Source organism: Neorhizobium lilium (genome assembly GCF_004053875.1).
GTDB lineage: Bacteria > Pseudomonadota > Alphaproteobacteria > Rhizobiales > Rhizobiaceae > Neorhizobium > Neorhizobium lilii.
Genome location: NZ_SBIP01000002.1, coordinates 595,063 through 619,240, shown reverse-complemented (window position 1 = coordinate 619,240; position 24,178 = coordinate 595,063). Strand labels below are relative to the sequence as shown.

The following is a 24,178-nucleotide window of genomic DNA, read 5'->3' as shown; positions in this document are numbered from 1 at the left end:
GCCGATCGGAAAATATGATGATTTCGAAATTATATAAAAATGATTGGGTGCGTATCGTAACTGATTTTTTACGTATTCGTATCTCGATATATTTCGATCGGCTTTTTCCTGTTGGTGTAACTAGGCTTGGCGTCGTCGGCGGCGCATGGGCCTATCGGTGCAATGAGGCTCGCTGGGAGCATGCGACTTCGCCATTTTTTGATAACCACTATTACTTCGTCGCTAGCCCGGACGTTAAAGCTGCGGGCCTGGAACCCATCTCGCATTACTTAAAACACGGCCGGCAAGAATTGCGTTCGCCTTCGCCCTACTTTGATGCTGAACGATTTGCTGAAGAGCACTCGCAGTTCTCTCGTACGCAAAGCGATCTCGCAGAAGTTTGTTTGCGACTTTACGGCTCCTATGCCTGGAAAGTCGATGGTAAAACTGCGCCCGTCGTAATTGATGATTTGACTCAAGCAACCAAACCCTTCAGTCGGAGGGAATTGCGGGTGCTGTTCAAAAGATGGCGAAAATATCGAACGCACTTCGATGCAGATTTCTATCTAAAGGAGTATCCAGAGACAGCTTCAACACCTAATGACGCATTTGTTCATTATATGCATCAAGGATTTTCCGAGGATCGGCAGCCGAGGCCGGATTTTGATGGATATAACTATCGAAGGAAGAAAAAGCTCTCACGGTCGCAGAACCCTTTTCGCGATTGCATTGACCGACTGGAAAAACATAGCGAACTTTTTCTTCCGTATACCGGAGATAGTCTTATCCTTAAACCTTCTCCCGAGCCGCGGGAGGGGAACTCAAGTCTTTGCGTCCATATACACTGTTTCTATATTGATTTACTACCTGAGATTGCCGATCTTCTCAAAAATATAAATACATCATTTTCTGTTGTTGTAACTGTTTGCAGAGAAAAAGACGTAACTGCGGCCGAAGAAATTCTGAGTAACGTGATAAGTTGTAACGAAATTCGTATTTTGATAGTTGAAAATAGAGGCCGTGACATTGCGCCATTTCTTTTAGATGCAAGTGTCGTGTGGGCCAGATCTGATTTTGTCCTGCATCTGCATACAAAAAGAAGCCCCCACATCTCCTGGGGAGATAATTGGCGCCGTTACCTCTATGATAAAACGATTGGAGGCCCAAACCATCTGAATGAAATTCTCCGGTATTTCGAAAATAACCCAATAGTTGGCGCCATGTATCCGGAAAATTACGGCATGATTAGATATTTTACGGAGCAAAATAATAATAATAATCTTATCAGCCGAATTTCTGAGACACTTGGACTTTCGCAGAATGGAGAATACGATGAGTATCCTGCCGGATCCATGGCATTCTATCGCGTATCTGCGCTTCAAGGACTGGTAGATTCCGACCTTTTGAAAGGGCTATTTGAAGAGGAGCAGGCCCAGTTGGATGGCACCGCGGCACATGCGCTAGAGCGGCTCATGCCCGAGGTTGTTCGACAAAGTGGTTACGAGGTAAGGGCCTACAAAATATAAACTGACGTAATACTCGCCTGCCGTACCTGATAGAATAGATCAGCTATGATGCGTCTATTTTTACAACGTCACTTTGCGGAAATAATGGGTTTGAGCTAAAGATCAGCTTCTCCAGATTGAGGTCCAGTTGACGTCGAACCAAATGCTGCGGCGCTTCAGGACATCCGGCCGGTCTTGCTCCAGTTAGTGTGCGGTATTTTTAAGGTCCCGCCTCGGCCTCGAAGGCAGCGCCAAGTGCGCTGCGGCTGATCTTAACCTGCCGTTCGGGAGACAAGCGCTCGACCATTTGGCAACACTATGGCCGAGGAGCATCCTCTCGATCGTGGTTTTATGCCAAGCCATTTCGCAGGGATGGTGTGAGATTTAATGGCGCACCCGACAGGATTCGAACCTGTGACCTTTGGAATCGGAATCCAACACTCTATCCAGCTGAGCTACGGGTGCTAACCGTGTAGCGCGATGACTCGCGCTGTCCGACGAAGGCTACTTAGCTGACCCGGTGATCCTCTTCAATGGGTAATTTTCAGATCCCGCTTTGTTCCCTTGTATTGCCATCCGATAAGATGCCGGACCCATGGCCCGGCATGTCATCCGACAAGCGGCACGTCTGTCGCCGAGAGGCAGCTGATTTTGGCAAGGCTGCAACGCGGTCACCCCACCCTTGCTTTTTGTGACGGGGGCAGGGATATGCTGCTGACGGCTGCCGAGAATGGCCGGGCTGCGGAGCATGTACATGATCGACCCCAATCACCCGTTTTACGAGCCGCTCTGGCGCCGCGTCGTCATTCCGGCGATCTGCTTTGTCTGGGCCGGCATCGAGCTTTATTCCGGCTCTGTGACCTGGGCGATGATCTCGGCGGCTCTGGGGCTGTTTGCCGCTTACAAGCTGCTCATCGAACGGCGGTCCTCGCCACCTGCTGCCGTAGAGGACGACTCGCAGCGCGATTGACGCGCCATTGCGTCCATGCCGAGGCTTGAGCTTGAGTGTCAGCGCCAGGCGAGGCGCTTGATGGCTTCGTCGATCAGCAGGTTGGCAGTTTGCATGCGAATGTTGGCATTGTCGCGATAGTCCGGGGCGACCCGATCGGGATGGTTTGCCTTGGCAAATCGTCGTCGTTTTTCCGCAAGGCTTGGCTCCGTATCCTGTGCCGTGATCGCCAGTTCGTCGGCGATCTCCTCCCGTGTCAGCCGTAAAAGGTGAGCAGGGGCAGGCGGCTCAGGGATGTGTTCCACAACCTCATCCGGCGACGGAGGAGCTATGGTCTCAGCGACGGCTAGATCGGGCTGGTCGTGGAGGAACGCGAAATAGGCTTCAGTTCCCGTTCCCGTCACGTCCGCCTCGTCGGTGGTGGAGGCGACAAATCCCATGCCGAGCCCACGGATCCGGAAGCTCTCGTCCGTCGCTTCCTCCAGATCGTCTTCGTGTTCCGTTTTTAGCCGTGTCACCACGGATTGGAAGAGCGATTGCCCGAACAACATCTTCACCTCGCCTGCGTGGTGTGGAAACAGATCACGCCGAGGTGGTGCCGGGCTTGCGGCAGTTGATCAATGACGTGAGTGACTATATATGTATCCATCTGTACAGGAGAAATGGTCATGAATGAAAAGATCATTGCTGCGGCAGAGTTCAAGGCGACGTGCCTGCGTCTAATCGACGAGATGAATTCTGACGGTCAGCCAATCACTATCACCAAACGCGGCAAACCTGTTGCAAAGCTCGTGCCCGCTTCAGATGCGGTCAAGATCGAGCCGTTGTGGGGTTACATGAAAGGCACCGTTCTCCATTATGAAGATCCTTTTGCTCCGGCCATTGATCCCGACGAATGGGAAGCCAACAAGTGATCCTGATTGACACGCATGTCCTGATCTGGGTGATGAGCCGCGACATCAAGCTTGGCTCGAAAGCTAGACATAGTCTGGATACAAGTGGTGTAGGAGAGGTGCTGGTTTCTGCCATCACGCCTTGGGAGATTGCGCTTCTGGACCGCAAAGGTCGGCTGCCCCTTGGAAGGGAGGTCGGTCAATGGTTGGAAGACGCTCTCGGTCATCCGCGCATCCGGCTGGTGCCCCTCGAACCGGCCATTTCTGTCGAAAGTACAAGACTGCCCGGAGAGTTTCACAGCGATCCCGCTGACCGCATTATCGCGGCCACTGCTCGGCATCTAGGTATCCCGCTCCTAACAGCAGATCGCGCAATCCTGGCATATGGTGAACAGGGCTATCTTCGCGTTGTTGATGCGTCCTTATAATAGGAGGCTTTGTTCCGTGGCGCGCCATTAGAGTGTGTCCGGGCTAAATTGAACCGTTCTGCCGGGGAGATTTTGCGTCAGGATCAAGGTTTTCGGCGAAGGGCATACCTGCCGGTACGGTCGAGACGAAAGCCGAAGATACTGGCGGAAAAGCACCCGGCCCTTCGGGTTGGTTGAAGCGGGGCATCGTTCGGCGGGCAATCGATTCACTGGATCGATTGCTTGTCCGCCTCACTGTCGAGCGGCTTGGCCGTATGCGACGGCTACGACTCGGCGCCGCTCTCCTCGCATCTGCTCCCGCTTGAGCCAACAGAACTGTTTCCATTTAGCCCGGACACACTCTAGAGTTTGCTTTTCATCCGCCCGCCGATCCTCACCCCTGCGACTGGCTTTGGCTCTGTCCTTTTTGGCTCTGGCTTTGCGTCTGCACCTCGCTCGGCGTGACTGACAGCGACACGGTCAGGTCTTCGTTCGCAGGGCCCAAGCGCAGGCCGGAAACGGGCGCGCAGTCCGTGTAGGAGAGGCCCGACGCAATGCGGACATAGCGCTCGTCGGGGCAGACATTGTTAGCGGCGTCGAATCCGACCCAGCCCAGTCCCGGGACATGCGCTTCGGCCCAGGCGTGGGTCGCCGTCTGCTCCGGCTGTCCGTCCATCAGCAGATAGCCGGAGACGTAGCGCGCCGGTATCTCCATCAGGCGCGCGGCGGAAATGAATACATGCGCATGATCCTGGCAGACGCCGGTCTTGGCCGCCAGCACATCCTCGGCAGGCGTCTCCGTTGTCGTGGTTCCGGGAATATAGGCGACGTCCGCATTCACAGCCTCCATCAGCGCGTGCATGCGGGCGAGGTCGTTCTCTCCCTCAAGCGTCTTCACGAGCGCTTCCACGAGCGGGCCGGGCGCGGTCAGGGGCGTCTCGCGCAGGAAGAGCCAGAGCGGGCAGAAGCCCTGATGCGGCCCGACGACGCCGGACTTGTCCTCAGTTTCCACTTCGCCGGCCGCGACGATGCGGATCGTGTTCTGGGTTCCCTCTGCCGAGACGAGTTCGACGCGGTTGCCGAAGTGGTCGGCATAACCGGCCTCCACCTTGGCGCCATCGACGCTGACCATCCAGCTCAGCACCTTCTGATTCGGCCCATCCACCGGCGTCAGCCGCAGCCGCTGCAGCGAGTAGGGAACCGGCTCGTCGTATTCATATACCGTCGTATGCGAAATCTTGAGGCGCATGAAAGCTGATCCTGTTGCCCTAGAGGTAGAAGCGGTAGCCTTCCGAAATATCGGCACTCAGCTGGTTGTTGCGGCTGATGAAATCCTGGAGGAATTCATGCAGGCCCTGGTCCATGATATCGGTGATCGAGCCACGTCTCAGCATGGCCTTGATGGCATCCGCGGTGGCATGCGCCTTGTGACGCTCACCGTAGTCAGCTTCCAGATAAGACAGGTTGCTGACGATCTTCTCGTAGCAATAGGCGAGAGACCGTGGCATCTGCACTTTGAGGATCAGGAAATCGGCGATATTGGCCGCCTGATATTCGCTGTCGTAGACCCAGCCATAGGATCGGTGCGCCGAGACCGAGCGCAGGATGGATTCCCACTGGAAATTGTCGAGGGCTGAGCCGACCTGGCTGATCGACGGCAACAGCACGTAATATTTGACGTCAAGAATGCGGCTGGTGTTATCAGCCCTCTCTATAAACGTCCCGATACGCGAGAAATTGTAGATTTCATTGCGCAACATGGAGCCATGAAAAGCGCCGCGGATAAGTCCGGCGCGGCGCTTGATCAGGTCGATGGCGTCCGGCAGGTCGGTCGCCTTCAGCGGGCGGGACAGGCGCGCCTTGAGGTCTATCCATGCTTCGTTGGTCGCTTCCCAGGTTTCGCGCGTCAGCGCCGTGCGCACCATGCGGGCATTGTTGCGGGCCGACTCGATACAAGCAAGGACGCTTGAAGGATTGGCGGTATCGCGCAGCAGGTAATCGACGGCATTGGCTGCCGTCAGCTCCGGATGGACTTCCGAGTAGGCTTCACGAACGCCCGCGCTTTCAAGCACGCCGTGCCAGTCCTCGTCCGAGGAGCCGGCCCGGGTCAGGGCGACGCGCAATCCCGCATCGACCAGGCGGGCGATGTTTTCCGCTCGTTCGATATAGCGGAACATCCAGTAGAGGCCGTTTGCAGTTCTTCCCAACATGACCTTACGCCCTCAATCTTCCAGAACCCAAGTGTCCTTGGTGCCGCCGCCCTGGCTCGAATTCACCACTAGAGAGCCCTGCTTCAGCGCCACGCGCGTCAGGCCTCCGGGGATGATCTTCACCTTGTCGGAGACAAGCACATAGGGACGCAGGTCCACATGCCGTGGCGCGACGCCCTTGTTGACGAAAATGGGCACAGTGGACAGGGCGAGCGTTGGTTGGGCGATATAGTTGTGCGGCTTGGCTGCAAGCTTCTGGGAGAATTCCTCGCATTCCTTCTTTGTCGCCGTCGGGCCGACCAGCATGCCGTAGCCGCCGGAGCCGTGGACTTCCTTGACCACAAGTTCGTCGATGTGCTCCAGAACATATTTCAGGCTGGCAGGCTCGGCGCAACGCCAGGTGGGCACGTTTTCGAGCAGCGCCTTGCGACCTGTATAGAACTCGACGATTTCCGGCATGTAGGAATAGATGGCCTTGTCGTCACAGATGCCGGTGCCTGGAGCATTGGCGATGGTGATGTTGCCGGCGCGGTAGACATCCATGATTCCGGGTATACCCAGCGCCGACTCAGAGCGGAAAGTGAGGGGATCGAGAAAATCGTCATCGACGCGCCGGTAGATCACGTCGATCGCCTCATAGCCGCGCGTGGTACGCATCTTTACGCGACCGTCGATCACCCTGAGATCGGAGCCTTCCACCAGCTCGACACCCATCTGGTCGGCCAGAAAGGAATGCTCGTAATAGGCGGAATTGTAGATGCCGGGGGTCAGAACCGCGACACGGGGACGCCCCTTGCAGCCGGGCGGCGCGACCGATGCCAGCGACTGGCGCAGCAGGCGCGGATAATCCTCCACGCGCTGCACCTTGTTGAGCGCGAAAAGCTCCGGAAACATCTGCATCATCGTTTCGCGGTTCTCCAGCATGTAGGAGACGCCGGACGGCGTGCGGGCATTATCCTCCAGCACGTAGAACTGGTCCTCGCCGGTGCGGACGATATCGGTGCCGACGATATGGGTATAGACCCCGCCCGGCGGCTTGAAGCCGATCATCTGGGGCAGGAAGGCAACGTTCTTCTCGATCAGCTCGCGAGGGATGCGGCCTGCCCGGATGATCTCCTGCTTGTGGTAGATGTCGTCCAGAAAGGCATTGATTGCCAGAACCCGCTGCTCGATGCCCTGAGCAAGCCTGCGCCATTCGCGGGCTGCGATGATGCGGGGGATGATGTCAAAGGGGATGAGCTTTTCGGCACTGTCGGCGTGGCCGTAAACCGCGAAGGTAATGCCGGTCTTGCGGAAAATGTTCTCCGCGTCTTGCGTCTTGCGGATCAGGTGCGCGGTATCCTGAGCGGCGTACCATTCGTGATAGTTCTGATATGGCGGGCGCGGAAGATTTTCCGCAGTCAACATTTCATCAAATGCCAAAGGCGCGTTCCCCGGTTTTTGATCATAAGAATACAATGGCAAGGGCAATGCAAGAAGCGTGCTTGTTTGCATCTGATAATTCGAGCGCGGTCAATCCGCTTATCCGTCCTTCAACGGGCATTGTCTCACCGCCGATTGGCAAGAAAATCATCAGCTGCCCATGCAGATGCACAGACCATGAGCGAGATTCATCGCAGCATCAGATTTTCTGCTTTGACCCTCCAGGCCAGGCACCATAACAGTCGGCGGCGCGTTTCGTGCCGGGACTTTGAACAATGCTTGACCGTCTGGCTCCGGCCATCTTCGTGTTCCTCTGGTCGACCGGATGGATCGTTGCCAAGTATGCCGTCGTCCATGCCGATCCGATCACCTTCCTCGCTGTTCGGCATGCGCTGGCCGCTGTCGTCTTCCTTCTCGTCTGCATTGCCATGGGCGCGAAATGGCCGGCAATTCGTGGCCAGGCCCGTCACGCTCTGGTCTCCGGCATCTTCTTGCATGGGCTTTATCTGGCCGGCGTCTGGTATGCGATCGGCCGTGGCGTGCCGGCCGGTCTGTCAGGCATCATCGCCGGGTTACAGCCACTGCTGACGGCACTTGCCGCATCCTATATGTTGCGGGAAAAGCTGCAACCGCTTCAAAATACAGGCTTGCTGCTCGGCTTTGTCGGTATCGCCATCGCCATTTCGCCGCAGATTCTCGATCTTGGCCGTCATGGTCTACAGGGCCTGGGGTGGCCGGTGCTCGTCAATCTGGTGGCCATGGGCTCTGCCACCTACGGAACGCTTTACCAGAAGCGGCATCTGCAGGAGGGGGATCTTCTGACGATCGCGACGCTTCAATATGTGGGCGCGCTGCTGGTCACTGTCCCGCTTGCGCTCAGCCTGGAAAACCTGCGCTTTGACTTCACTCTCCAGGCGATGGCTGCCATGGCCTGGTCCGTCATCGGAATTTCCATGGGTGCGGTCGGCCTGCTGCTTTATCTGATCCGCCAGGGTCAGGTATCGCGCGCGGCGTCGCTCATCTACCTCATGCCGCCGGTGGTGGCGATCGAAGCGACCATCATGTTCGGCGAGCCGCTGACGCTGCCGATGATCGTCGGCACCATCATCGTGGTGGCCGCCGTCTACATGGTCAATCGCCGGGCCACGTGACCGGTTGAAGCTTTGGGCCGGTCCCTTGAGCAAGCCTGCGTTCCCCTAAAATGAAAAGGCCCCCGGCATCATAAATGCCGAGGGCCTCGCTATTCAAAGCCTATACTTCAAGCCTTATGCGCCGCTGCGCTTGCGGCCCTGGAGGCCACCGCCGCGCTGATCCGTGCGGTTGTCGTTGCCATTGCCACCGAAGCGAACCGGGCCGCCGGTCTTGGCGCGCCCGCGGGCTTCACCCTGGCGGACCTGTTCGGCTGCCGGCTGGCGAGGCTTGGAAGCAGTCTGCGGAGCTGCAGGCCGGGGGGCGCTACGGGCTGCAGGAGCGCCGGCGGCAGCATTGCCCGCTGCCGGAAGTCCCTTGAAGTCGCCGGGGCGAGCGCCCTTGCGATGTTCGGTGCGGGCCGGACGCTGTTCGCCCTGAGCCTGGCGGGCGGGACGCTCACGCTGTTCCGATCCGCGTTCACTTGCTTCGCCGTCGGCGAAGAAAGGCTTGCGGGCCGGACGGGCGCGCCGTTCGGGACGGCCTTCGCCGCCTGCGCGCTCGCCGCGGCCTTCTCCGCCGCGGGCCTGGCCATTGCCGGCCCGGCCACGATTGCCGTTGGCGCCGCGATTGTTGTTGCCGCCACGGGCGGGGCGACCCATGCCTTCCGGCCGTTCGCCGGAAGCCGTCTGGATCTCGATGCCCATCATCTTCTCGATGTCGCGCAGCAAGCCCGCTTCGTCAGGGGCGCAGAATGCGATGGCAATGCCTTCGCGGCCGGCGCGGGCCGTACGTCCGATGCGGTGGATATAGGCGTCCGGCACTTCCGGAAGGTCGTAATTGTAGACGTGGCTGACGGCCGGAATGTCGATGCCGCGGGCAGCGACGTCGGTTGCAACCAGAACGCTGATCTCGCCGTCACGGAAAGCCTTCAGTGCCCGCTCGCGCTGGCCCTGGCTCTTGTTGCCGTGGATGGAGGCGACCTTGAAATCTACCTGCTCCAGATGCTTGGCGAGCTTCTCGGCGGTATGCTTGGTGCGCAGGAAGACGATGGCGCGCCCATCCGGATTGGCCTTCAGCGTTTCCTTCAGGAGAACAGTCTTGTCGTTCTTGCCGGCGACGAAATGCACGAACTGATCGATCTTGTCGGCAGCCTTGCCCGCAGGCGTTACTTCGACCTTGACTGGATCGACCAGGAACTCGGCAGCGAGATCGGCAATCGCCTTCGGCATGGTCGCCGAAAACAGCATGGTCTGGCGGCGCTTCGGCACCATCTTGGCGATCTTGCGAAGATCATGCACGAAGCCGAGGTCGAGCATCTGGTCGGCTTCGTCGAGGATGAGGAAGCGCACCGTCGTCAGCGACAGCGCGCGGCGGTTGATCAGGTCGAGCAGGCGGCCGGGCGTCGCGACGAGAATGTCGGTGCCGCGTTCGAGCTGCTGCTGCTGCTTGTTGATGGAGACGCCGCCGACCACGAGGTTGATGCGCAGCGGCGACTTCTTGATGTAAGATTTCAGGTTGGCGGCAATCTGGTTCACCAGCTCGCGGGTCGGGGCGAGGATCAGCGAACGGGTCGTGCGATTGTCGGGGCGGATGTCTTCCGCCATCAGGCGCTCGATGAGCGGAAGGCCGAAAGCGGCTGTCTTACCGGTGCCGGTCTGGGCAAGGCCGATCAGGTCGCGGCCTTCGAGAAGGCGCGGGATGGCCTGCGATTGGATAGGGGTAGGAGTTTCAATACCGAGCTCGGAGAGCGTCGCGACGATCTGCTTGGACACACCAAGAGATTCAAAATTCGTCAAGTCGAGTACCTTTCGGGGCGCCAAAAGCATCACCGCCATAAACGGCACCATGCCGTCAAGGCTGCTTTTGGCGTCAAGAACCCCGCGTGAAGTGGGAACTTGCAAGTTGGAAAAACTTTCCAGCGCTCACACCCCGTGCAATCGGGGCAACTTCATATTCGCGCCTTTTTCCTTCCTTGCGATTTTTACGCAGGGCCAACTCACGCGGCGGCCGGAAGGTGAAAGCTGAACTGCATGTGGTCTTTTCGGGACAAAAAGTCAAGTGAATGTTTGTGCCTGGCTTGATATCGTCCTCGCCACAGGGCGGGTCAGGCCTTACGCCGAAACGAAAGACCCGCCGCTTTGGAGCGGCGGGTCTTCTTTTTCATTGTCCATTGTTGGTTAATAGCAGACGCGGGCCCGATAGGCGTCGCCGTATTCGTTCTCGACCCACTCGAAGTGGCAACGAGGCTGCGGCGGTGCCACGTAATAGGCCGGCCGGTAAGCCGTGTAGCCTGAGCGGTAATACGCCGGCGGTGGGGGAGGCGGCGCGTATTCCGGCTCCGCATAGACCGGGCGCTGGGCGCCGGCAATCAGTGCGCCGCCGATAAGGCCGCCGGCCAGTCCGGCTGCGGCACCGGCCCACACATCATTGCTGTGGTGGTGGTAACGGTCCCGCGCTTCTGCCGCAGGAGCGGTGATTGCAAGCGTGCCGGCAAGCGTCGCAAGGACGAGGCCGCCGGAGACTGTTTTCTTCATGATCGACATGACGTTGTTCCTTTCCCTTTGCCATCAAGGGTACGGAGAGATCATGATCTTCAATGGCGGCAGTTTCATGGAAGGATGAAAACTATAGTCTGAACGGGTGTTCAGACTGGTTCCTCCTTTAGTTGATTCTCGTTAAGCACCCGCAACTTCTGTAATATTTTATGGCGAGATTACGGCGGGAATTGGGAAGAACAGAGACGGCTAAAAATCGGTTGCGACGCCACCCTCAGCCTTCCGCTTTGCGACGAAAGCATCCAGCTCCTCCTCGATCGCTGGATCGAGAGGCGGCTTCTCATAGGCGTTCAGCGCCTCCTTGAAGATGCGGTTGGCGTGGTCGTAGGTGGTCGGGCGGCCAGCGTCCGACCAGGTTTCGAAATTGCGCCAGTCGGACAGGATCGGGGAGTAGAAGGCGTTCTCGTAGCGGGCGAGCGTGTGGGCGGTGCCGAAGTAGTGGCCGCCAGGACCGACTTCACGGACCGCGTCGAGCGCCAGCGCATCGGGGCTGACATCCAGCGGCGTCAGGAACTCAGCCACCATTTGCAGCATGTCCACGTCGAGGATGAACTTTTCGAAGGATGCGGTTAGCCCGCCTTCGGTCCATCCGGCCGAGTGCAGCACGAAATTGCCGCCGCCTTGTGTGAGCGCCCAGAGCGACATCGCCGATTCATAAGCGGCCTGTGCATCGAGCGTATTGGCGGCATTGGTGTTGGAGGTTCGGTAGGGAATACCGTAGCGGCGCGCCAGCTGCCCCCCGGCGATCACTGCCTTCATGTATTCCGGCGTGCCGAAGGCCGGCGCTCCCGTCTTCATGTCGACATTCGAGGTGAAGCCGCCATACATGACCGGAGCGCCCTTGCGCACCATCTGTGTAAAGGCAATGCCGCACAGCGCCTCGGCGTTCTGCTGCACCAGCGCACCGGCAATCGTAACAGGCGCCATGGCGCCGGCCAGCGTGAACGGTGTCATGATCACGACCTGGTTGCGCGACGACATCTCGATGATGCCCTGCAGCATGGGACCGTCGAGCCGTAGCGGTGAAGAGGAGTTGATGACCGTGAACAGCGACGGTTCGCGCTCCATCTGCTCCATGGAAATGCCGCGGCCAATGCGGGCGATCTCCAGCCCGTCGAGATTGCGCTCCTGCCCGAGCGAGTAGCTGTGGAATACCTTGTCGGTCAGCTTCACCAGGTCGGACAGGCAGTCGAGATGACGCACGGAAGCATGGATATCGACCGGCTCTACCGGATAGCCGCCGGTCGTGTGGATAATATCGTAATGCTGGGCAAGCTTGATCAGCTTGCGGAAGTCTTCCTGGTTGCCGGCCCGCCTGCCGCCTTCGCGGTCCGCAACGAAGGGCGCGCTGGCCACCTGGGCAAACACCAGGTTGCGGCCGCCGATCTCGACATTGCGGGCGGGATTTCGCGCGTGCATGGTGAAAGAGGAAGGCGCCGAGGCAATCATGTCGAGGATCAGCCCGCGGTCGAAGCGCACACGGTTGCTTCCCTGGGTCACGTCCGCGCCGGCAGCTTTCATCCTGTCTCGGGCTTCGGGCAGGATGACGTCCATGCCGATCTCTTCAAGCACCGTCAGCGAGGCCTCGTGAATGTCTTCCAGCGCTTCGGGCGAAAGGATTTCCGTCTTGGCCAGAGAGTTGACGAGCTTCTGATACTTGGTGGTGCCAGTGTTGCGATGGCGCTCGCCGCTCCGACCGCCCGTGCGGCGGCGCCGTTCCGGCACGGATGCGGCAGCTGCGTTTTCCAGGGAAGTGGGCGTCGTAATCTCGCTCATGGATGTTCCGTCCGCGTCATGGTCGCTGCACTTTGTCAGAACCGGGCCGAAAATACCGCGATCATTTGCGACTATCGGCCGCCTCAACTGGAACATCCGGGGCTCTGTTTGCGACATGCGTCGCAGAACCTGGCGAAAGGCAGAAAAACCAGAGCTTGTGCGCCCGCTGAACAACACGTTGTTAACGCTCACCATGATGTTATCCTTCAATCAAGGGATAACGAATCGGCCTGCTGAAGCGGGAAAGCGGGGAAAAGTGTCAAGCGAGCTGTTAAGACGAGCCTGTGCGCGCATTAACGACCTCGCCGAGCCGGCCTTCATCAAGGACAGCGCTCTCAATTACGTTGCCGTGAACCAGGCCTATGCGAAGTTGTTCGGGAAGCATCCCGAGGAACTTGTGGGCGAAGCCAGCCGCAGCCTCGGGGGCATTGGCGACGATGCGGAGCGTCATGAAAAGGAATGCCGGGTCATCGTCTTCGGCAGCGATGAGACCGCGCTCTGCTTCGATCGCACCGGCGTGCTGCGGCACGAGATCAATATCGAGCGCTTCCTGACGGAAAACGACCACGCCTACCTGTTCGGCACGTTCGCGCCGGTCACGCCCTTTGCCGAAAGCCCACCTGCGCAACCCGCGCTCCGCGTCGTGCAGCCGGCAGCGGAAAAGGCTTCCGTGTTCGATGACGACCTCGTCGACAATGCGCTCGACATGCTCGAAATGGGCATCGGCATTTATGACAAGAACAATGTGCTGATCTACTGCAACTCGCAGCTCGCCCACCATTTCGGCTCGATGGGGATCGAGATCAAGCCGGGTACGAAGCTGCAGGAGATCATCGGTTACGCCTTCGACCGCCGCCAGGGTCTTGTCGGCACGGACGGCGACGAGCGCCTGTCCGATCGCGAAGCCTGGATCGCCGAGCGGATGAAGCCTTTCGCGCTTGCCCATCACGAGGGGATCGATCAGCTGCCGGACGGTCGGTGGGTGCGGCATATGAACAGGCGTCTCGATAACGGGGTGCTGATTGCTGTTCGCTACGACGTGACCAAGTTCAAGGATCAGGAATTGAAGCTCCGCAGCCAGGTCGGCGAGACGGAGCTGTTCCGGGCGATCCTTGAAGACCTGCCGGCGCCTGTTTTCGTGCGCAATGCCGACTACCAGCTCAGCTACGCCAACCACGCCTATGAGTATATGCTGGGCGGCGCCCGCGAACAGTTCCTCGGCAAGACGGAAATGGAGATGTTTCCCTGGGCGGCGGATCGCTTCCGGGCTGAGAACGTCCGGGTCATGAGCGGCGAGTCGATCGACAAGAACGAAGAGGTGAAGTTTCCGGACGGCTCGATCGTCCCGGTCATCACCCGGCTGCGGCGTATCGATACGGAGGAGGGGCAGCACTACCTCGTCGGATCGCGCACGGATGTCTCGCTGATCAGGCAAGCCCAGGCCAAGGCGGAGAAGATCAGCGAAGACCTGCAGAACATCCTTGCCGCTCTGCCGGTAGGGATCGCGATCCTGAGCGACGACTTCGTGTTCGAATATGCCAATCCTTCGCTCTACGATTTCTGGGATGCGGACGAGCGTTTCGATCTCGTGGGGCGATCCTATCGCGATTACCTGCGCGCCAATTTCGACAAAGGCTCCTATGCGTGGTGCGACCTCGGCTTCGACGAGATTTATGAGGAGCGGATAGCGGCTCTGCTCGATCCCGAAGGCCGTCCGCCGATCGAGATCCGGACGCTGCATGGCATGGTGATGGTGGTGGCGGCGGAGCGGCTGTCCGGGGGCAAGATCCTTCTCACCTATATGGACATCACATCCGTCCGGCGGCGGGACGAAGAGATCCAGGAGGCGCGGGCAGCGCTCGACCGCCAAGGCGAGCTGATGCGTCACGCGACCGGCGCCATGTCGCAGGGCTTGCTCATCCTGCATGACGGCGCGGTGGTGTTCTCCAATGATGCGGTCGCCGCAATGCTGGAACTGCCCCCTGGCCTGATAACGCTTGGCGCGCGCTGGCGCGACCTCTTCCGTTTCTGCGTCGGCCGCGGCGATCTGGGCGCTCCGCTGGAGGCAGCCGGTGCGCTGCGCAACTGGGAGCAGAGCATCGTCGATGGCACCCCGGTGCATGTGTCCTTCCGGATCGACGGCCGCAAATGGATACAGGTCGAGGCAAAGCTTACAGGCAGCGACCACTGGCTCACCGTCTTCACGGATGTCACCGAGATGAAGGAGCGTGAGGAGGAACTGACGCGTCTTCTGCAGCGCGCCGAAGCGGCCGATCGGGCAAAGTCTGAATTCCTTGCCAATATGAGCCACGAGATCCGCACTCCGATGAATGGCGTGCTCGGTATGGCCGAGCTGCTGGCCAAGTCTAATCTTGACACCCGACAGAAGACTTTCATCGACATCATCGTCAAATCCGGCAACGCGCTGCTGACGATCATCAACGACATCCTCGACTTCTCCAAGATCGATGCCGGTCAGATGACGCTACGCAGGACGCCGTTCGACCCGGTCGAGGCGATCGAGGATGTGGCGACGCTTCTGTCCTCCTCGGCGGCGGAAAAGGATATCGAGCTCATCGTGCGCGGCGAAGTGTCCGTGCGCGAAACGGTTCTGGGCGATGCCGGCCGTTTCCGCCAGATTGTCACCAATCTCGTCGGCAATGCGGTGAAGTTCACCGAGAAGGGCCATGTCTTCATCGACCTTAAGTCGGAACCCCGCGCGGATGGCGAGCTGATGCTGTCCATCCGCATCGAGGATACCGGCCTTGGAATTCCCGAAGAGAAGCTGAAGTCGGTTTTCGAGAAGTTCTCGCAGGTGGACACGTCCTCGACCCGAAGGCACGAGGGGACGGGCCTCGGGCTCGCTATCACGTCCGGCCTGGTGGACCTGTTCGGCGGGTTCATCGAAGTGGAAAGCGAGGTCGGTCGCGGATCGGCCTTTACCGTGCACCTGCCTTTTCCGGTCGTCAGCGAACGCAAGTTGGACGCGACGCTGCCGATCAACACCAGCGGCGCGAAGGTTCTGGTGGTCGATGACAATGCCGTCAACCGCCGCATCCTCACCGAACAGCTGACCATGTGGGGCTTTGATTGCGTGGCCGCCGACAACGGCGCGGAAGGCCTTACCATCCTGCGCGCTGCAGCCGAGATCGGTGTCACGGTCGATGCGCTCGTGCTCGATTTCCACATGCCGGAAATGAACGGGCTCGATTTTGCCCGCTTGATGCGCGCCGACCGCCGGTTCGACGGAACAGGCATCATTTTCCTCACCTCCATGGATATGGGGAGCGACGAGCGCATCTACGCCGAGCTCAATATCCAGGCGCATTTGATGAAGCCGGCCCGCGCCAACTTGCTGCGCAGTACGATCATCGATGTCGTTCGCTCGGTGCGCACCAAGAGGCACCATGTTCTTCCCCCAGTAATCCAGACGCCTGTGATGCCTGTACCGTCGGCTCGCAGCGAAAAGCCTGCGGGATCGACGCTGCCGATCACAACCGCGCCGATGCTGGACGTGCTGGTGGCGGAAGACAACGAGGTCAACCAGATCGTCTTCACCCAGATTCTCCAAACGACCGGTTGGCTGTTTCAGATCGTCAGAAACGGCGCGGAAGCAGTCGAGGCCTGGCAGAAGCAGCACCCTGCCGTTATCGTCATGGATGTGTCCATGCCGGTCATGAACGGGCATCAGGCGACGCAAAAGATCCGGGAATTGGAAGCCGAGATCGGCGGCCATACGCCGATCATCGGCGTGACGGCGCATGCTCTCGAAAGCGACCGGGAACTCTGCTTCCAGGTCGGCATGGACGACTATCTGTCGAAGCCGATCAGCCCGGAAGCGCTGGAGGACAAGATCCGCAATTGGATCGGCGGCTCAAGGCGCGCGCTGCAGTCGAATTAGCCTTCTGCCGGAAAGTGGAGGCGGCATCGCTGCCGCCACACCGATTAGCCGGTTCAGCCCTAGCGAGCGTTCTTGAGCGCCGTCGCCCATTTTGCCAACTGTTCGAGCGCGCCGTTCAGGCCCTCGATCATCTGCTCGTTCGGGGCAAAGACCTGCTCGTCGTTGATGAATTTCGAGAAAAAGGGCAGCGGCACCGTCTGCGTGATCGCCACCATGTCAAGATTGCCGATAAGCTGGCGCAGCTCCTGAGCTGAGCGCAGCCCGCCCGAAATGCCGCCATAGCTGACGACGCCGGCCGCCTTGAACGACCATTCCCGCGACAGCGCCTGCAAGGCGTTCACCAGTGCGGCATTGGGGAAGTAATCGTATTCTGGCGTCACGAAGAGATAGGCATCGGCGGAAGCGACGCTGGCGCTCCAGCGCTTAGTATGCTCGTGCTGGTATTGCTGCAGGCGCGGGTGGGAAGCTTCGTCCAGAAGCGGCAGGTGGAAGTCGGCAAGATCGACCAATTCCACCTCGAACTTGCCGTGACCCTTTGCCTGATCGGCAACCCATTTGGCGACGGTTGGGCCAGCGCGGCCGGGCCGCGTGCTGCCGATGATGACGTTCAGCTTCAAAGACATGTTCTCACTTTCTCAATTTGATGAAGAGGCATTCCGGTTGCCGGCCAATCCGGCCATGGACAGGAGTGAATTGGAGATGCCCCATCTGCAAGGCAAGGTCTTGTATCTTTCTCTCCAGTTCAGGCAGCGGCGGTATCACTGGTCGGAGACGGCGCTCTTGATGCCGCACAGCATCTCGCGCTTGCCGGCAAAGCCCGGGCGCCGCTCGACCGTGAAGCCTGCGGCGGCAAGATTACGGCGCACGAAGCCGGCTGCCGCATAGGTGCCAAACGTGCCGCCCGGCTTCGTCTTGTCGAAGAGGGTCTGCATGAGCCTCTGCGACCACATGTCCGGATTGCGGGACGGGGCAAAGCCATCGAGGAACCAGGCGTCGAACTCAGGCTCCTCGGCGGCCACACCCTCCAGCGCAGGCCCGCAGACCACCGTCAGACGGATCTGCCCATCGGCTTCGATTTCGATACGACCCGAAGGCGTGTCCGGCCATGCGGCGGTAAGCGCCAGACGCTCTGCCGCGATTTCCGGCCAGCGTGCCAGTGCCCGGTCGAGATCGTCGCGCTGCATCGGGTAGAGCTCGAACGAAGTAAAGTGCAGCTGCGCTCCCGGCTGGCGCGCCAGTTTCCACTGCCGCCAGGTTTCGCAGAAGTTGAGGCCGGTGCCGAAGCCGAGTTCGCCGATCCTGAAGTCTCCGGCTTGTGACGGAGTGCTTAGCCAGCGGTCGGGAAGCTGGTTGCCGGCCAGAAAGACATGTCCGCACTCCAGCCGGCCGTCGGTGCGGCAATAAAAGTGATCGCCAAATTCCTGGGAGTAGGGCATATCGCCCTCGTGCCAATCCAGCGTCTGCGACGCCGGCATCTGGCCCTGCACAGAAGAGATTTCGGAATCACGGTCATTGATGTCAGGGGCGCTCATGGCACAAGCGGATAATGCGGCCGGGCCTGCCGGTCAATTGCGCAGCCTGGCTGGTCAGGATCTGCCGGCCTCCTGCGACCTCGTTATCCTCGGCGGCGGCATCATGGGCCTTTGGGCTGCCGTCCAGGCGGAACGAGCGGGCATTGATACCGTCCTTGTCGATCAGGGCCAGCTTGGGCAGGGGGCAAGCGGCGGTCTGCTGGGCGCGCTGATGCCGCATATGCCCGACCAGTGGAACGACAAGAAGCAATTCCAGTTCGACGCGCTCGTATCCCTGGAGCGCGAAGTGGCGGAGGTCGAGGCGGCAACCGGCATCTCCTGCGGCTACCGGCGGAGCGGACGGCTGATCCCGCTTCCCAAGCCGCATCTGCGCGACATTGCGCTACGCCGCTCGCAAGACGCCCGAGATCATTGGCGGGAGCTCGGGCCGGTCGGCGACCGCCAGTTCCAGTGGAACGTGCTTGATACCTCGCCCGAAAGCGGTTGGCCCGATGCAAGCTTCACGGAAGCCGGGCTCGTTCATGACACGTTGGCCGCTCGTGTTTCGCCGCGTGGGCTCATTTCTGCTCTTGCGGCTTTTCTGCGCATGGGCAGCCATGTCAGGATCGTGGCAGGGCTGGAAGCGCAGGCGATCGATACGCAAGAGGATACGGTCCTCTTCAGCGGTGGGCAGAAGCTCGCCTTTGGCCATTGCATCATTGCGGCCGGTTACCGGTCCTTTCCGCTGATCGAAGCGATATCGGCGCCTCTGCCACGGCCTGTCGGCCAGCCGGTCAAGGGCCAGGCCGCCTTGCTCCGTGCCGACGTGGACCCCGGCCTTCCGGTGATCTTCCTAAACGGGCTTTATGTCGTGGCGCATGAGGATGGCCATGTAGCTATAGGCAGTACCAGCGAGGAGGAATTCGCCGACGCTTATGCGACGGACGAACGGCTCGACGACCTTATATCCCGTGCCCGCGCCCTTGTGCCGGCGCTGAGGGATGCGCCGGTGGTGGAGCGCTGGGCGGGTTTGCGGCCCAAGGCGATCGGTCGAGACCCGATGGTCGGACCGCACCCCGATCACGGGCGAATTGTGGCGCTGACGGGCGGCTTCAAAGTGAGCTTCGGCCTTGCCCATGCGCTTGCGGCAGAGGCCTTGGCGGCCGTGGCTGGCCGGTCCATGACGCTTCCAGCCTCTTTCACGCTCGCGAACCATCTTTCGGTGGCTGCCCGTTGAACACATGAGCGACCGCTGATCCTCGTCGTCAAGCTGTCACGCAAATCACCTACCCCCTGACATGGGGCTAGGCATTGCATGAAGACAGTCCATAATGCGAGGATAAGGTGACGCATGCGCTATGCCATATGTTTTACGCCACCGGCCCATGACGCTCTGGCCGTCGCTGCCGCCCAGTGGCTGGGCCGCAATGTGTTTTCAGGCGAAGCTGTCGATCTGCCGCCGATCCGCGGCATGGATATCCAGGACATTGCCTACAATACGGCCCTGCCGCGCCGCTATGGCTTCCATGGTCTCCTGAAGGCGCCGTTCCGGCTGCCGGCAGAAGTCTCCGAAGCCACGCTCTTGCGCCATATGATGCGGTTTGCAGGCGCTTGCGAGCCTTTCGACCTGCCCGCGCTGGAAGTCGTCCGGCTGGGGAGTTTCTGCGGCCTGGCGCCAGCCGTGCCTTGCGAAACCATGCGGCTGCTGGCAGCTGCCGTCGTCCAGGAATTCGACAGTTTCCGTGCGCCGCTCGGCGAAGCGGAACTGGAGCGCAGCGATCCGGGCAATTTGTCGGCGGCCCAATTCGCCAATCTCTACCGCTGGGGCCATCCTTACGTCATGGACGAGTTCCGTTTCCACATGGCCTTGACGGGACCGCTGCCGCCGAAGGAGTTGCCGCGTTTCGAACTGGCGCTTCGGAACTTCTTCGCACCTTACCTGAACAGGCATGTCGAGGTGACGAACCTTGCCCTGTTTGTGGAGGAAGAGCAGGGCGCACCCTTCCAGGTGCATTCTCTGCATCCCATGGGGCGCGTTTCGGCCCGCAAGATCGCATAGGGCAAGTCGCTCCACCAATGGGAGATCCAAGCGGAACTCTCGCGCGTTGTGCTGGTTAACACGTCAACTGCCGTCTTCCCCAGGCAGCCGTTCTTTCCAGCACAATCGGATATTTTCATGAGCAATCGAACCAAGATCATCGCCGGCGCTGTCGGCCTTGCCTGTCTTATGCTGACAGGCTGCGTCAGCGAAGGCGGGAGCTATTCCCGTGGCGGCTATGCGGGCTACAATCCCGTCTACGAGCGCAGCGATAGGTCCGACCGTTACTGGCGCAACCGCCGCGACCGCGACCGCAATCATGACAGAGGCCCGCGTAACGGGTACGGCGACCGCGGTCGGAATGGCATGAACCAAGCGGCCTATGCGCGTGACAAGCCAGACCCGACCTGGGCCGGCAACGGCCCACGTGGTCGCGACAATGGACCCGGCCGCGGCGATGCAGGGCGCTCGGGCGGTCGCGACATCCTGATCCCCAACCAGTAATGTGCAGACGGACAGGGCAGTTTCCTCGACATCGCATGTCGCGGCTACTGCCACTGCCTTCCTGAAGGATTCTATACGGATGGCTCGCTTCGGCGGGCCATTTTTGCATACAGTTCAGGCTCCCTCCACAGAGCAATTCAACGCTGTCGTGTCACGTCACGTTTCCATCTCGACAGGCGCGGAAGGCATGCGCTACCGTCACGGCGAATGTTCGAGGTGGTACGATGCAGGCAAGAGATTATCCCCGCGATCTGGTGGGTTACGGCCGTACGCCGCCCGACCCGAAATGGCCCGGCGGCGCGCATGTGGCGGTCCAATTCGTCATCAACTACGAGGAGGGTGCAGAAAGCTCCATCCTCGACGGCGATCCTGCATCCGAATCGCTTCTGTCGGAAATCGTCGGCGCCGCGCCCTGGCCGGGCCAGCGCAACCTCAACATGGAATCGATCTACGAATACGGCTCGCGTGCAGGGTTCTGGCGGCTGTGGCGGCTGTTCACCGAGCTCAAGGTGCAGACCACCGTCTATGGCGTCACGCTTGCCATGGCCCGCAATCCGGAAGCTGTCGCCGCCATGAAGGAAGCCGGCTGGGAGATCGCCAGTCACGGCTATCGCTGGCTGGAATACAGGGATTTTCCGCAAGCCAAAGAGCGCGAGCATATTCTCGAGGCGGTTCGCCTCCATACGGAACTGACCGGCGAGCGGCCCTACGGCATGTACCAGGGCAAGCCTTCCGACAACACGCTAAGGCTGGTGATGGAGGAGGGCGGCTTCCTGTATTCCTCCGATTCCTATGCCGACGACCTGCCCTATTGGGTGCCGGGCCTGGGCGACAAGCCGTTCCTGATCATTCCCTACACGCTCGATACAAACGACATGCGGTTTGCCACCCCCCAGGGCTTCAATTCCGGCGACCAGTTCTTCACCTATCTGAAGGACGCCTTTGACGTGCTCTATCGCGAAGGCCAGGAGGGTAGCCCGAAGATGATGTCGGTCGGGCTTCATTGCCGTCTCGTCGGCCGCCCAGGCCGGCTCGCGGCACTTCGGCGTTTCGTGGAATATGTTCTTTCCCACGACAAGGTCTGGCTGCCGCAGCGGATCGAGATCGCCCGGCATTGGCATGCGTATCACCAGCCTTCCAACGGTTCCGCAGGTGCCTTTTGACGGCGCGCGGAGATTTCATCGAAGTATTCGGCGGCGTGTTCGAGCATTCGCCCTTCATCGCAGAGCGGGTCTATGACGAAGGCCTGATCTTCGTGCCGATGACGGCGAAGGGCCTGCACGATGCGATGGTCTCGGTCTTCCGCCGCGCAAGCCGCGAGGAGCGGCTTTCCGTGTTGCGCGCCCATCCGGATCTGGCCGGCCGTCTAGCCATCGCAGGTGAGCTTACCGAAGACAGCCGACAGGAGCAGGCGGGCGCTGGCCTGGACCGGCTGAACGCGGCGGAGCATGCGCGCTTCACCGAACTCAACGCCGCCTATACCGGCAAGTTCGGCTTTCCCTTCATCATCGCCGTCAAGGGGCTCGACAAGAGCGACATCCTGGCCGCCTTCGAGACGCGCATCCACAACAGCGCCGATGAGGAATTCGAAACCGCCGCTGCCCAGGTGGAGAAAATCGCCCGCCTGCGCCTCGTCACATTGCTTCCGGAGAACCCGAAATGACGGCAAACGCCGACCTTGCCCTGCCTCCCTTCGCGCTCGGAGCCATCAACCTTGCCTCCGCCCGGCTCGGCGCCAAGGCGCTTTTCGCAACGGACGAATTCTTCGCGCCGCTGGAGCGGATGCTGGCGGACGTGCCTGCGAGCTTCGATCCGGATCTTTATGACGACAACGGCAAGTACATGGACGGCTGGGAAAGCCGCCGCAAGCGCGTGCCTGGCCATGACTGGGCGATCGTCAGGCTCGCCATGCCGGGCCGCATTTTCGGCTTCGACGTGGATACCAGCTATTTCACGGGCAATTATCCGCCACACTGCTCCATCGAGGCTGCCTTCATCGAAGAGGATGCGTCGCTAGACAATGTCCAGTGGACGGAGATCCTCGACAAGTCGGCGCTCGGCCCAAGCGCCCACCACTTTTTCGAAAATGCCGACAGGCAAAAGGTCTGGACGCATTTGCGCCTCCATATCTATCCGGATGGCGGCATCGCACGCCTGCGCGTCTATGGGGCGGCCCATTTCGACTGGTCGAAGGTCGGGGCGGAGGACGAGATCGACCTTGCCTATATTTTCCATGGCGCCAAGTCGCTCGCATGGTCGGATGCTCATTACGGCCATCCCGACAAGATGCTGGGGCCGGGACGCGGGCTCAACATGGGCGATGGCTGGGAAACCAAGCGCCGCCGCGGACCCGGCCACGACTGGGCGGTGATCCGGCTCGGCCATCCCGGCACGATCCGCCGCGTCGTGGTGGACACCGCCTTTTACAAGGGCAATTTCCCCGATACTTGCGAGCTTCTGGGCGCCTATCTGCCGGACCTCGGAGATAGCCCATCCGAAGCTGAGATCGCCGCATCAGAAGCCTGGAAACCGATCCTGCCGCAGCAGAAGCTGCAGATGGACCATGCGCACGAGTTTGGCTCCGATGTCGTTGCCGACATCGGGCCGGTGACGCATGTTCGCTATGCCATGCACCCGGACGGGGGGACGATGCGGCTGCGGCTCTTCGGGACGAAGGCGTGAGTGCTTTCCTGTCCGCGTTCGCTCGCCTATAGTGCTGGGATCAGGAGCTTTGCCGCCATGCGACCGTCTGAGGTGTTGGAGAAAAACCGGGATATCATAAGGGCTATCGTCGCGCGCCGACGGGTTTCCAACCCACGCGTATATGGTTCCGTGCTGTATGGGCGGGACAGTGACGATAGTGATTTGGACATCCTTGTCGACCCATCGCCTGAGACCTCTCTTTTCACGCTTGGCGGGCTCCAGTGGGAGCTTGAGGACGCTCTCGGTGTACAGGTCGATATCAAGGTTCCCGGCGACTTTCCGCCCGGCATTAGGGAGCGGCTTCTGGCAGAGGCCCTGCCTATATGACGGGAAGCCGGCTGAGCGTTTATCTGGATCGCATGGCGGCTGCAGCCGAGCGCGCGATTGACTATGTCGGAGACATGGAGCGCTTGGATTTCGAGGCAGATCAGCGCACTCAGGATGCGGTAGTCGCGAATATTGCAGCTATCGGCGAGTGCGTTGCGAAGATCATGGATGGCTTTCCCGACTTTGTAGCCGAGCATTCGGAGATCCCCTGGAGAGATATCAGGACGATGCGCAACCGCATTGCTCACCAATATTTCGAAATCGACCAAAACACAGTCTGGATCACTGTGAGCCAGAGCCTTCCCGAACTTGTGTCTCGGCTCGATGCCCTGCGCCATTGGCGCGCCCAAGGTGAGTGACCGGCTTG

At 60.1% G+C, this 24,178-nt stretch carries 23 protein-coding genes, 1 tRNA gene and 1 pseudogene; 14 read left to right on the top strand and 11 right to left on the bottom strand.

Features of this window, described 5'->3' with window-relative positions; genetic code table 11:
• The first annotated feature begins 17 nt into the window (after positions 1 to 17).
• Positions 18 to 1,505, top strand: a complete 1,488-nt coding sequence (locus tag EPK99_RS09190) for a rhamnan synthesis F family protein (protein ID WP_164901740.1) — start codon at positions 18 to 20, stop codon at positions 1,503 to 1,505.
• Between the two features lie 97 nt (positions 1,506 to 1,602).
• Here the strand turns inward: EPK99_RS09190 and EPK99_RS09185 are convergent.
• Positions 1,603 to 1,794, bottom strand: a pseudogene (locus EPK99_RS09185) (IS630 family transposase); the annotation flags it as partial.
• Positions 1,795 to 1,872: 78 nt separating this feature from the next.
• Positions 1,873 to 1,949 (bottom strand) — tRNA-Arg (locus EPK99_RS09180).
• Between the two features lie 289 nt (positions 1,950 to 2,238).
• Here EPK99_RS09180 and EPK99_RS09175 point away from each other — a divergent pair.
• Complete coding sequence (locus EPK99_RS09175) at positions 2,239 to 2,454, top strand: DUF3329 domain-containing protein (protein ID WP_128442729.1); 216 nt, start codon at positions 2,239 to 2,241, stop codon at positions 2,452 to 2,454.
• Between the two features lie 38 nt (positions 2,455 to 2,492).
• Here EPK99_RS09175 and EPK99_RS09170 read toward each other — a convergent pair whose 3' ends face one another.
• Complete coding sequence (locus tag EPK99_RS09170) at positions 2,493 to 2,984, bottom strand: hypothetical protein (RefSeq protein ID WP_128442728.1); 492 nt, start codon at positions 2,982 to 2,984, stop codon at positions 2,493 to 2,495.
• 117 nt (positions 2,985 to 3,101) lie between these two features.
• On the opposite strand from EPK99_RS09170, the gene EPK99_RS09165 reads away from it, so the two are divergent.
• Positions 3,102 to 3,347, top strand: a complete 246-nt coding sequence (locus EPK99_RS09165; protein WP_128442727.1) for a type II toxin-antitoxin system Phd/YefM family antitoxin — start codon at positions 3,102 to 3,104, stop codon at positions 3,345 to 3,347.
• The gene (locus tag EPK99_RS09160; protein WP_128442726.1) at positions 3,344 to 3,754 is read left to right on the top strand and encodes a type II toxin-antitoxin system VapC family toxin; all 411 of its coding nucleotides are present in this window, start codon (positions 3,344 to 3,346) and stop codon (positions 3,752 to 3,754) included. Before EPK99_RS09165 ends, EPK99_RS09160 begins: the two co-directional genes overlap by 4 nt.
• Before the next feature lie 373 nt (positions 3,755 to 4,127).
• Here the strand turns inward: EPK99_RS09160 and EPK99_RS09155 are convergent, their stop codons facing one another.
• From EPK99_RS09155 to EPK99_RS09145, 3 genes are read right to left on the bottom strand one after another with little or no spacing between them, the layout of a single operon-like run.
• Positions 4,128 to 4,982 (bottom strand): transglutaminase family protein, encoded by an 855-nt coding sequence (locus tag EPK99_RS09155; protein WP_128442725.1) that lies wholly within the window; start codon positions 4,980 to 4,982, stop codon positions 4,128 to 4,130.
• 19 nt (positions 4,983 to 5,001) lie between these two features.
• On the bottom strand, positions 5,002 to 5,943 hold the full coding sequence (locus EPK99_RS09150) for an alpha-E domain-containing protein (protein ID WP_128442724.1): 942 nt from the start codon (positions 5,941 to 5,943) through the stop codon (positions 5,002 to 5,004).
• Positions 5,944 to 5,955: 12 nt separating this feature from the next.
• Positions 5,956 to 7,365 (bottom strand): circularly permuted type 2 ATP-grasp protein, encoded by a 1,410-nt coding sequence (locus EPK99_RS09145; protein WP_128442723.1) that lies wholly within the window; start codon positions 7,363 to 7,365, stop codon positions 5,956 to 5,958.
• Between the two features lie 275 nt (positions 7,366 to 7,640).
• Between EPK99_RS09145 and EPK99_RS09140 the strand changes: the two genes are divergently transcribed.
• A complete protein-coding gene (locus EPK99_RS09140; RefSeq protein WP_128442722.1) occupies positions 7,641 to 8,516 on the top strand; it encodes a DMT family transporter in 876 nt (291 codons plus the stop codon).
• 114 nt (positions 8,517 to 8,630) lie between these two features.
• Here the strand turns inward: EPK99_RS09140 and EPK99_RS09135 are convergent, their stop codons facing one another.
• The 3 genes from EPK99_RS09135 to EPK99_RS09125 all read right to left on the bottom strand — a co-directional run bounded on the left by EPK99_RS09135 (position 8,631) and on the right by EPK99_RS09125 (position 12,827).
• The gene (locus EPK99_RS09135) at positions 8,631 to 10,292 is read right to left on the bottom strand and encodes a DEAD/DEAH box helicase (RefSeq protein ID WP_245582378.1); all 1,662 of its coding nucleotides are present in this window, start codon (positions 10,290 to 10,292) and stop codon (positions 8,631 to 8,633) included.
• Positions 10,293 to 10,673: 381 nt separating this feature from the next.
• Positions 10,674 to 11,039 carry a hypothetical protein gene (locus tag EPK99_RS09130; protein ID WP_128442720.1) on the bottom strand — a complete coding sequence of 122 codons (366 nt, stop codon included), beginning with the start codon at positions 11,037 to 11,039 and terminating at the stop codon, positions 10,674 to 10,676.
• Positions 11,040 to 11,240: 201 nt separating this feature from the next.
• Positions 11,241 to 12,827: a trimethylamine methyltransferase family protein gene (locus EPK99_RS09125; RefSeq protein WP_128442719.1), complete on the bottom strand. Its 1,587-nt coding sequence runs from the start codon at positions 12,825 to 12,827 to the stop codon at positions 11,241 to 11,243.
• 256 nt (positions 12,828 to 13,083) lie between these two features.
• Between EPK99_RS09125 and EPK99_RS09120 the strand changes: the two genes are divergently transcribed.
• Entirely contained in the window at positions 13,084 to 16,728 is a 3,645-nt protein-coding gene (locus EPK99_RS09120) for a PAS domain-containing hybrid sensor histidine kinase/response regulator (protein WP_245582377.1), read from the top strand.
• A gap of 59 nt (positions 16,729 to 16,787) precedes the next feature.
• Here the strand turns inward: EPK99_RS09120 and EPK99_RS09115 are convergent, their stop codons facing one another.
• A complete protein-coding gene (locus EPK99_RS09115) occupies positions 16,788 to 17,351 on the bottom strand; it encodes an NADPH-dependent FMN reductase (protein ID WP_128442718.1) in 564 nt (187 codons plus the stop codon).
• 135 nt (positions 17,352 to 17,486) lie between these two features.
• The gene (gene mnmC2, locus EPK99_RS09110) at positions 17,487 to 18,260 is read right to left on the bottom strand and encodes a tRNA (5-methylaminomethyl-2-thiouridine)(34)-methyltransferase MnmC2 (RefSeq protein ID WP_164901738.1); all 774 of its coding nucleotides are present in this window, start codon (positions 18,258 to 18,260) and stop codon (positions 17,487 to 17,489) included.
• Between mnmC2 and EPK99_RS09105 the strand changes: the two genes are divergently transcribed.
• The 8 genes from EPK99_RS09105 (at position 18,259) to EPK99_RS09070 (ending at position 24,170) form a co-directional block, all read left to right on the top strand.
• Positions 18,259 to 19,476, top strand: a complete 1,218-nt coding sequence (locus EPK99_RS09105; RefSeq protein WP_128442717.1) for an NAD(P)/FAD-dependent oxidoreductase — start codon at positions 18,259 to 18,261, stop codon at positions 19,474 to 19,476. The two genes, mnmC2 and EPK99_RS09105, sit on opposite strands and share 2 nt — an antisense overlap.
• 114 nt (positions 19,477 to 19,590) lie before the next feature.
• On the top strand, positions 19,591 to 20,298 hold the full coding sequence (locus EPK99_RS09100) for a DUF1045 domain-containing protein (protein ID WP_128442716.1): 708 nt from the start codon (positions 19,591 to 19,593) through the stop codon (positions 20,296 to 20,298).
• Between the two features lie 117 nt (positions 20,299 to 20,415).
• Positions 20,416 to 20,781, top strand: coding sequence for a hypothetical protein (locus EPK99_RS09095; protein ID WP_128442715.1), 366 nt, complete (start codon positions 20,416 to 20,418; stop codon positions 20,779 to 20,781).
• 224 nt (positions 20,782 to 21,005) lie between these two features.
• Positions 21,006 to 21,944, top strand: a complete 939-nt coding sequence (puuE, locus tag EPK99_RS09090) for an allantoinase PuuE (RefSeq protein ID WP_128442714.1) — start codon at positions 21,006 to 21,008, stop codon at positions 21,942 to 21,944.
• A complete protein-coding gene (uraD, locus tag EPK99_RS09085) occupies positions 21,941 to 22,444 on the top strand; it encodes a 2-oxo-4-hydroxy-4-carboxy-5-ureidoimidazoline decarboxylase (protein WP_128442713.1) in 504 nt (167 codons plus the stop codon). The genes puuE and uraD overlap by 4 nt, the downstream gene beginning before the upstream one ends.
• The gene (alc, locus tag EPK99_RS09080; protein ID WP_128442712.1) at positions 22,441 to 23,463 is read left to right on the top strand and encodes an allantoicase; all 1,023 of its coding nucleotides are present in this window, start codon (positions 22,441 to 22,443) and stop codon (positions 23,461 to 23,463) included. The genes uraD and alc overlap by 4 nt, the downstream gene beginning before the upstream one ends.
• Positions 23,464 to 23,520: 57 nt before the next feature.
• Positions 23,521 to 23,811: a nucleotidyltransferase family protein gene (locus EPK99_RS09075; protein ID WP_128442711.1), complete on the top strand. Its 291-nt coding sequence runs from the start codon at positions 23,521 to 23,523 to the stop codon at positions 23,809 to 23,811.
• A gap of 32 nt (positions 23,812 to 23,843) precedes the next feature.
• Positions 23,844 to 24,170, top strand: a complete 327-nt coding sequence (locus tag EPK99_RS09070) for a HepT-like ribonuclease domain-containing protein (protein ID WP_205909081.1) — start codon at positions 23,844 to 23,846, stop codon at positions 24,168 to 24,170.
• Positions 24,171 to 24,178 lie beyond the last annotated feature (8 nt).